This is a genomic window from Prosthecobacter sp., assembly GCF_049294395.1.
Taxonomy (GTDB): domain Bacteria; phylum Verrucomicrobiota; class Verrucomicrobiia; order Verrucomicrobiales; family Verrucomicrobiaceae; genus Prosthecobacter.
On record NZ_JBAQCR010000075.1, the window covers coordinates 1 to 7,419 of the forward strand.

Annotated in this window: 5 protein-coding genes; 2 read left to right on the forward strand and 3 right to left on the reverse strand. The window is 61.5% G+C overall.

What is annotated here, in order from left to right; genetic code table 11:
- From WAW39_RS05255 to WAW39_RS05265, 3 genes are all read right to left on the reverse strand, one after another.
- On the reverse strand, positions 1-1,178 hold a 1,178-nt coding region (locus WAW39_RS05255), incomplete at its 3' end, for a serine/threonine-protein kinase (RefSeq protein WP_422316502.1).
- Positions 1,179-1,250: 72 nt separating this feature from the next.
- Positions 1,251-3,032, reverse strand: coding sequence for a serine/threonine-protein kinase (locus WAW39_RS05260; protein ID WP_422316504.1), 1,782 nt, complete (start codon positions 3,030-3,032; stop codon positions 1,251-1,253).
- A gap of 49 nt (positions 3,033-3,081) precedes the next feature.
- Positions 3,082-3,279: a hypothetical protein gene (locus WAW39_RS05265; RefSeq protein ID WP_422316506.1), complete on the reverse strand. Its 198-nt coding sequence runs from the start codon at positions 3,277-3,279 to the stop codon at positions 3,082-3,084.
- A 66-nt stretch (positions 3,280-3,345) separates the two neighbouring features.
- On the opposite strand from WAW39_RS05265, the gene WAW39_RS05270 reads away from it, so the two are divergent.
- Together WAW39_RS05270 and WAW39_RS05275 are read left to right on the forward strand one after the other, a co-directional pair.
- Positions 3,346-4,449, forward strand: coding sequence for a helix-turn-helix domain-containing protein (locus WAW39_RS05270; RefSeq protein ID WP_422316508.1), 1,104 nt, complete (start codon positions 3,346-3,348; stop codon positions 4,447-4,449).
- 85 nt (positions 4,450-4,534) lie between these two features.
- Positions 4,535-7,201 carry a right-handed parallel beta-helix repeat-containing protein gene (locus WAW39_RS05275; protein ID WP_422316509.1) on the forward strand — a complete coding sequence of 889 codons (2,667 nt, stop codon included), beginning with the start codon at positions 4,535-4,537 and terminating at the stop codon, positions 7,199-7,201.
- The last annotated feature ends 218 nt before the right edge of the window (positions 7,202-7,419 follow it).

The window sequence follows — 7,419 nt, forward strand, 5'->3', positions numbered from 1 at the left end:
GCCAAAAACCCGACCACCACCACAGCCACCACCCCGATGACCAGCATGAGCTGTTGCTGCTGCGGCGTCATTCCAACCGCCGGCTTGGGTGGCGGAGCAGCTTTCTTTTTCTCGACCGCCGCCGGCACACCTGGCGCGCGCACACCCGGCGCGCGTGGCACACTCGGACCCGGTGCACGCACGGCAGGTGCCGGTGCCGCTGCAGCAGCAGGGGCCGCCTGTGCAACCGCCCCAGAGCCTGCTCCCAAACGCAACCCTGCACCCAAGCCCGCACCCATTCCCGCTCTCGGGGCCGTTCCCATGCCGATGCCTAGATCGATGGCCATGACATCGCCGGGCACCGCTTCAGGCTCGGTCGCCTGCTTCATCGCCACATTGATGTGCGCACGAAGCTCTCCCGCATCCTGATACCGCTTATCCGGATCGGGGTCGATGGCTTTGGCGATGATGCTGTCCCACCGCGTCGAGATTTTGGCAAACTCCGTGACCGACCGCCGCGGCTCCCCCGGAATCGTACCCGTCAGCATCTCATAGAGCACCACACCTGCGGCGTAAATGTCCACCCGGTGGTCCACCACGCTGCCACCACGAATCTCCGGCGCGGCATAATCCGGCGTACCAAAGGGGTTCTCCTGCTCCGCTTCGTCGGAAACCGGCCGCGCCAGTCCAAAGTCCGCCACCTTCACATGGTCGCTGTCATTGACCATGATGTTGCCCGGCTTGATGTCACGATGAATGATCTGATGATCATGCGCAAAGGTCAGCGCCTCACACAGCTGCATCGCCAGGTTCGTCGCCTTCCGCAGGGAAAGACTACCGTTGTGAATGAGATCGTGCAGTGAGCGCCCTTCGATCCATTCCATCACCAGATACAGGTGCCCTCCTGCCGTGATGCCAAAGTCATACACACCCACAATGTTCGTGTGATTTAGCTTCGCCATCGCGCGCGCCTCGATCTTGAAACGATCGGTGAATGCTTTTTCGGCCCCAAACTCCGGCGGCAAAATCTTCACCGCCACCCGCCGGTCCAGGCTCTCCTGATACGCCTTGTACACCGCCCCCATGCCTCCGCATGCCGCCAGTTTTTCAAACTGAAACTGCGGCAGGTAGGCGTTCATCGCCTCCAGGCTCGGGACATCAAACGAAGGCAGCTCGCTGGGGGTAGTTTCTTCGGACATTCCTGATCCATAACCTTCTACAGCTTCTGCCGCGAGGAAAATTTCCTAGCTGTTCCATCCTGTAATGACCGCTCAACGCACCGGCTCTGCGGACGTCGTTGGTGCAGTGCCCGCCCCCGTTGCACCACCCACGCTTTCTCTCAAGGCTTTCATGGACGGTGCCGTCTTCAGCTTCGCCAGTTCCGCCGCCACGATTTCCGCACGCTTCGCAGCTTCCTCCTTGCCTGCGGCCGCACGCTCACGGGCCTTCTGCAAAACAAGCTCGCACTGGGCTATCCTCATTTTCCGGGCGGCCATGTCCGCACGTCCTTGAATCGCCTCGCGCTGCGCGTCGTAGGCCTTGCGCAGAGTCTTGAGCACTTCCGGCCAGAGTTGATCCGGCTCGTCCAGCGGCTCATGATTCGCAATGTGGGAGATTTCACTCAGTACAAAATCACGCTGCTGCGGCATCAGGCCGGTCAGACCACGTTGCAACGCCGGGATGTATTTATCAGCCAGGCTCTGCATTTCAGAACCAGTGCCTGTTTCCGAGTTGGTCATCCATTCAGCAGCGAAGTCACTGACCATCAGCGCCAGCTCCGCATCACGCTTCTCCAGCTGCTGGATCAACTCCTGCGGAGTTTCCGGCACCGGCACCACGGTTGGCATCACCACAGGCGCTGGCGCGGGTGTCGGAGCAGGTGCGGGCACAGGCGCTACGGCGACCATCTTTTCAACCTTCGGCGCAGGTTCCGGCGCTTTCATCTCCAGTTCCACAGCCGGCACCACCACCACAGGCTCCACCTTTTGGGCCGGCTCCTTCTCCTCTTGAATCTTCGGCTGCTGCTCAGGCTCATCAGCCTTCGGAGTGGCGGCCACTGTCTCCTTCTCCGTGGTCACAGGCGCCTCCGGCGCAGCCCCGCCTTTGAACATCATCCCGCCCACAATGCCGATGACTACCACCGCAGCCCCGATCAGCACCAGATGCAGCGGCTTCAATGCCGCTTTGCCCTGAGGCTCGTCCTCCTCCACGGCCACCACCTTCACCGGCTGTGCACCTTGGTTGATCAGCATCGCAATATGCGCACGAAATTCGCCCACATCCTGAAAGCGCTTCGTGGGATCCGCATGCGTCGCCCGGTCAATCAGCTCATCCCATTTCGGAGACAAGGGGGCAAACTCCGTCACCGAACGCCGTGGCTGCTGCGGCACCCGCCCCGTCAGCATTTCGTACAACACCACACCTGCGGCGAAGATGTCCGCCCGCTGGTCCACCGCGCCCTTGCCTAAAATTTCCGGGGCCGCGTAGTCCGGCGTGCCGAAGGGATTCTCCTCCGCCTCACCCGTGATCGGCCGTGCCAGTCCAAAGTCCGCCACCTTCACCTGATCATCCTCGCTGATCATGATGTTCCCCGGCTTGATGTCGCGATGAAGGATTTTGTTGTGATGCGCAAAGGCCAGCGCGTCACACAGCTGCATCGCCAGGCTCGCGGCTTTCCGCACCGGAATGCTGCCTTTATGAATAAGCGTGTGCAGCGTCTGCCCTTCCACCCACTCCATCACCAGATACAGGTGCCCCTCTTTGGTGATGCCAAAGTCATACACACCCACGATGTGCGTGTGGTTCAGCTTCGCCATCGCACGCGCCTCGGATTTGAATCGATCCGCAAAGTCCTCCTGCCTGCCAAATTCAGGCGGCAAAATTTTGATCGCCACCGGCCGGTCCAGGCTCACCTGCCGCCCACGATACACCGCCCCCATGCCACCAAAGGCCGCGAGCTTTTCAAACGCATACTGCGGCAGCAATGCGGCCATCTCCTCGACGCTTGGGACGTCAAACGGGGGTTGATGCTGGGCTGAGGATTCCTGGGACATGAAAAAGGCGGCGGACTGTTACCGATACGCGCCCTAACAGCGAGTAAAATCACCATTGCTCACTTTGCCAGTCGGCCATCTCCCCTAGAGCTTCGTAGCCGCCCCTTGCCAGACCGCCGGTCCCCTGACCATGCACAAAAAGAGACTCGGCATGAAAATCGACGGTCCATTGTGCCTGTGTCTGGTACTTTTGTTCCTTTTGCCCTCGGAGCGGACACCCGGCACGTTTTTGGCGCAGATTATGCATAGGGATTTCATCGTGCCAAATCCCCCCCGGCATGTCAGTCGCACACCGTCCTCACCCCCTCCTTCTATGCCACACTCCCCAGTCTCTGAAGAAAAGCTTGTCGGTTTCCCTGCCCGCTGCCTTTCACTGCGCCAAAAGCTGCGTGTCTCAAAGCCCGAGCTCGCCCACTGGCTCGGCGTGGGTCGCAGTTACGTCACCGTCTTGGAAAAAGGCCGCCAGGCTCCCTCCAGACCTGTGTTCCAATTGATCGAAAAACTCGAAGCTGCCGCCAACCTCAAACAGCTCGCCATGCACATGCCACAGCCTGACACCACCTCTTCCCCCCCCGAAATGGCTGGTCTCCCACCCGCAGCCATTGAAGCTCTCGACCGCTTGGTGCAGCCGGAGCCAGCACCTGCACCCGCGCCCGCAGTCAAACCCGCCGAGAAGCCCGTCATCCGCGAAAAAAACACCTTCGCCCTGCGTGTCGCCGCCCTGCGTGAAAAAATGGGCGTCACCCGTCCAAAACTCGCCCAGCGCCTCGGTGTCTCACGCCAGTACGTCACCAAAATTGAAAATGGTGCCCACGCCTCCCTGCCCGTCATCAAGCTGATCGAAAAACTCGAAGCCGAGATTCAAAACGAATCAGCCGCCGCCACCGCCGTTGCCACAGAACACCAACCCGTCAGTGCTGCCAGCACGCCACCTCAGCCCGCAGCCGCACCTGCACCCGCTGTGGCGCACACTCCCGCCTTCTCGATGCCTGCGGCTCCAGCACCCGTGACCCCGCGCATCGCCCTCCTCCCCGTGCTCACCATCCCTGCCGCACGTGAACTGGCCTCGCCCGCTCAGGCCGCCTTCGCCGCCGCCGAGCACTTCGCCTTCAGCGTGAGCGACCCCGATGCCTTCGCCATGCGCCTCGCAGGAGATGCCATGCTCCCCCAGCACCACGATGGCGAACTCGCCATCCTCTATCCCAACAGCCTCCCTCACACCGGCAACCGCGTCGTCGCACGCCTCAGCGACAGCCTCGGCGGCGATGTTCTCTTCCGCGTCTACAGCACCGCAGACCACGGCCACTCCATCGTCCTTTCCAGCCTGAACCCTCTCTACCCGCCAGTCACCCTGAGCCCCGAGGAGATCGCTTGGATTTACCCTGTCTCCTCCACGGTGCGCCAGATGATGCAGTAAACTGGCAATTCCGCGCAGTGCGCCGGCGCTTGTATGCGCTTCGCAGATGGGGCATGAAGTGGAGCACCCTCCGCTTCACCGCCCCATGCTGTCCCGACTCCTCGCTTTTTCACTCTGCGCCGCCTCGATCTCCGCCGCCGCAGACATCCACCTCTCCCCCACCGGCCCCATCTCCACCCCGCAGGCCGCTCGCGATGCCGCACGCTCCGCCACCAAGCCCGCCCGCATCATCGTAGCTCCCGGCACCTACCCTCTCGCCGAAACCCTCACCCTCGGCAAAGACGACTCCCAGGTCACCTGGACCGGCACCAATGCCATCTTCACCGCCGGCAAACCCATCACCGGCTGGCAAAAAACCGACGGCGGCCTCTGGAAAGCCCCCCTTCCAGACAAAGCCTGGAAGTTCGAACAGCTCTGGATCAACGGCCGCCGCGCCACCCTCGCTCGCTCGCCCAACAAAGGCTACTACCACATCACCGAAGCCGTCGGTGCAGGCGTGTTCCCAGACCTCAAGGAGAACATGAACTTCCACGCCTTCTCCATCGCCAAAGAACAGTACGACGTCCTCAAATCCATCCCGCAGCCCGAGCGCGATTCCGTCCTCCTCACCGTCACCCACGCTTGGGCCGTCGGCCAGTGCCGCATCAAAGACCTCAACGACGAAGTCCTCGCCGTTCACATCAAAGGCCGCTCCCGCTACCCCTTCGTTGAGTTCGAACCCGATCAGCGCTGGTGGGCCGAAAACTTCCGCGCCGCTCTCGATGCCCCCGGCGAATGGTTCCTCGATCAAGCCAAAGGCGAAGTCCTCTACATGCCTCTTCCCGGCGAAGACATGACCAAGGCCGAAGTCATCGCCCCTGTTATCGACAAATTCCTCTCCATCAAAGGTGCGCACGATGTCAGCTTCGAAGGCATCTCCTTTCAATACAGCAATCACCTCTACCCCGCCGACGGCCTGCACGATGGCCAGGCCGCCACCACCAGCGATGGCAGCATCGAGATCGAAGACTCCAGCGCCATCCACTTCACCCATTGCGAGATCTCCCACACCGGCCTCCACGCCCTCTGGTTCAAAAACGGCTGCTCAAACTCCACTGTCACCCACTGTCACATGCACGACCTCGGCGGCGGCGGTGTCTACGTCGGCGAAATCGCACGCCCTGCCGATGAGCGCGTCAATCATCACATCACCGTCGACGACTCCATCATCCACCACGGCGGCCGCCTTCACCCCAGCGCCTGCGGCGTCGTCTTCACCCACACCCAGTTCTGCACCGTCCGCCATTGCGACATCGCAGACCTCTACTACACCGGCGTCAGCGCCGGATGGAACTGGGGCTATGGAGACACCGCCTCACGCGAGACCCTCGTCGAAAACAATCACATCCACCACCTCGGCTGGGCCTACCTCAGCGACATGGGCGGCTACTACGGCCTCGGCACCTCCCCCGGCACCATCGTCAGTGGCAATCACGTCCACCACATCGCCAGCCATCGCTACGGCGGTTGGGGCCTCTACAATGACGAAGGCAGCGCCGACACCCTCATGGAAAACAACCTCGTGCACGACACCTGGAACGCCGGCTTCCATCAGCACTACGGCTACTTCAACACCGTGCGGAACAACATCTTCGCCTTCGGCCACACCGCGCAAATTCAAGCCTCCCGCAACGAAGCCCGCCTCCGCTTCCGCTACACCAACAACATCGTCGTCTGGGACCCCGCATCCCTCCTCCTCGACGGCGGCGAATGGAACTGGAAGCTCTTCGACAAACCCGAGCGCGGCGATCCCAAAGACAGCCTCGTCTTCCGCAAAAATCTCTACTGGCCCACCAATGGGAAAATCCCCGCCACCCTCACAAAAACCAAATTCACCTGGGACGAGTGGCGCAAGATGGGCCGTGATAAAGACAGCCTCTTTGCCAATCCCCTCTTCGAAGACCTCGCCAAGCGCGACTTCCGCCTCAAGCCCAACTCCCCCGCCGAAAAAATCGGCTTCAAGCCCTGGGACCTCACTCTCGCTGGCGTGAACAAAGACGATGCGGCATGGCGCGAACTCGCAGCGAAGGGCCACGACTACCCCACCTGGGACACCGACGCCAAACCCTGGCCTGCACCCGCATACAAAATCAATCAAGACTTCGAACACGCCGGACTCGGCACCCTCGGCATTCGCGGCGCCAAATACACCCACGAAAACAAGGGCGAATCCATCGCCGTCACCGAAGAAATCTCATCTCCCTTCACCCCCGGCTCCAAGCGCGCCCTCAAAGTCCAGGACGCCCCCGGCCTCAAACACAGCTACGATCCCATCCTCGACATCTACCCCACCACCTGGGACACCGCCGGCACCTTCCACGCCGAGTTCGATGTCATGGCCCAGCCCGGAGCCGACTGGTTCTTCGAGATCCGCGGCAAAAACCTCGACTTCGGCAACGGCCCCTACCTCCGCTGGCAGAAAGGCCAGCTCTCCGCCAGCACCGACGGCAAAGTTCAGCTAACCACCATCCCCGCCGGTGAATGGTTCCGCGTCTCCCTCACCGCCACCACCGCCTCCAGCAAATGGTCCCTCGACATCACCCGTCAGGACGGCACCAAACACTCCTTCCCCGACCTCAAGTGCAAGCCCGCCTGGACCAACGCCGGCTACCTCCTCTTCAGCGCCCTCGGCACCACCAAAACCGCCTTCTTCATCGACAACCTCAAACTCGAGCAGCTAAGTCCCAGTGAAGCGGAAAAAGAGAAGCGTTAAACCTCTTCAAAAGTAAATCGAAGCCATAACGCATGTCGTAGGATGGGTGTGGCGACAGCCCGCCCGTCCCTGAGCGCATGGCCACGTCCATGCCGCACAGCCTCCCACACGCGGCCCGTCCGGCATGTCACCTCTCTTGATGATACGAAACCCCAGCCCGCCAAAGGAGAGCAGTCCGCTATTCGGAAACAAGTCCAGCAGAGCATCTCCCGAAACTC

Coding starts and splice junctions, on each gene's coding strand:
- WAW39_RS05270 (WP_422316508.1), top strand. CDS start 3,346: ATGCCACACTCCCCAGTCTCTGAAGAAAAGCTTGTCGGTTTCCCTGCC.
- WAW39_RS05265 (WP_422316506.1), bottom strand. CDS start 3,279: ATGCATAATCTGCGCCAAAAACGTGCCGGGTGTCCGCTCCGAGGGCAA.
- WAW39_RS05275 (WP_422316509.1), top strand. CDS start 4,535: ATGCTGTCCCGACTCCTCGCTTTTTCACTCTGCGCCGCCTCGATCTCC.
- WAW39_RS05260 (WP_422316504.1), bottom strand. CDS start 3,032: ATGTCCCAGGAATCCTCAGCCCAGCATCAACCCCCGTTTGACGTCCCA.